The sequence below is a fragment of the Trabulsiella guamensis ATCC 49490 genome (assembly GCF_000734965.1).
In the GTDB taxonomy this organism is placed as follows: Bacteria; Pseudomonadota; Gammaproteobacteria; order Enterobacterales; family Enterobacteriaceae; genus Trabulsiella; species Trabulsiella guamensis.
Genome location: NZ_JMTB01000032.1, coordinates 1 through 1,101 on the forward strand (window position 1 = coordinate 1; position 1,101 = coordinate 1,101).

At 59.2% G+C, this 1,101-nt stretch carries 1 protein-coding gene and 1 pseudogene; both read right to left on the reverse strand.

The window, feature by feature from the left end; all coding sequences use genetic code 11:
• Nucleotides 1–328, reverse strand: a pseudogene (locus GTGU_RS03240) (phenylacetate--CoA ligase); the annotation flags it as partial.
• Between the two features lie 33 nt (nucleotides 329–361).
• Nucleotides 362–1,101, reverse strand: a 740-nt coding sequence (locus GTGU_RS03245; protein WP_038154203.1) for an acetyl-CoA C-acyltransferase, incomplete at its 5' end; no start/stop codon positions are given.

A 1,101-nucleotide genomic window follows, 5' to 3' on the forward strand; every position in this document is an offset into this window, starting at 1 on the left:
TATCGTTTTGCGTGTAGCCCACGACCGTCGGCTTGCCGGTGGTACCAGACGATGCGTGGATACGCACGATCTGCTCCATCGGCACGGCAAAGGTGTCGAACGGATAGTTGTCGCGCAGATCCTGTTTGGTGGTACAGGGAAACTTGCGGATATCCGCAAGTTCGTTGAAATCGTCAGGGTGCACGCCCGCTGCGTCAAATTTTCGCCGGTACATCGGCACGTTCTCGTAGGCGTGTTTCAGCGTCCATTTCATGCGTTGCGTCTGCAGCGCATGCAGCTCGTCGCGGGACGCGGTTTCAATCGGATCAAGGTTGGATGTCGTTATCATTATAGGGTACTCGCAGGTTGATTAGCTCACAGATCAAACTCGCTCCAGGATCATGGCGATGCCCTGACCCACACCGATACACATCGTACACAGCGCATAGCGGCCGCCGCGCCGGTGCAACTCATGGCTGGCGGCGAGCGCCAGTCGTGCGCCGCTCATTCCCAACGGGTGGCCAAGGGCGATGGCGCCACCGTTAGGGTTAACATGCGGGGCATCGTCCGGCAGCCCCAGTTGTCTGAGCACAGCCAGCGCCTGCGCGGCGAAGGCTTCGTTTAGCTCAATCACATCCATATCATTGATATTCAGTCCGGCGCGCTCCAGTACCTTGCGGGTGGCGGGTACCGGGCCGAGTCCCATCAGGCGCGGCTCCACCCCGGCGCTCGCCATCGCGACAATACGCGTGCGCGGAGTCAGGCCCTGCGCCAGCGCCATCTTCTCAGTGGCGACAATCAACGCCGCCGCGCCGTCATTCACCCCGGAGGCGTTCCCGGCGGTGATCACACCGTTTGTACGAAACGGTGTTTTCAGCGCAGTCAGTTGCTCAAGCGTCGTCTCCGGGCGCGGATGCTCATCATCTTTCACTTCCACGACAGCGCCTTTTTTGCCTTTGACGGTGACGGGCACAATTTCCTGTGCCAGAATGCCGTCACGCTGCGCTTTTGCCGTCCGCTGCTGACTGCGCAGCGCGAAAGCATCCTGATCGGTACGACTGATATTTAACAATTCAGCTACATTCTCTGCCGTTTCCGGCATGCTGTCAGTTCCAAAATGCT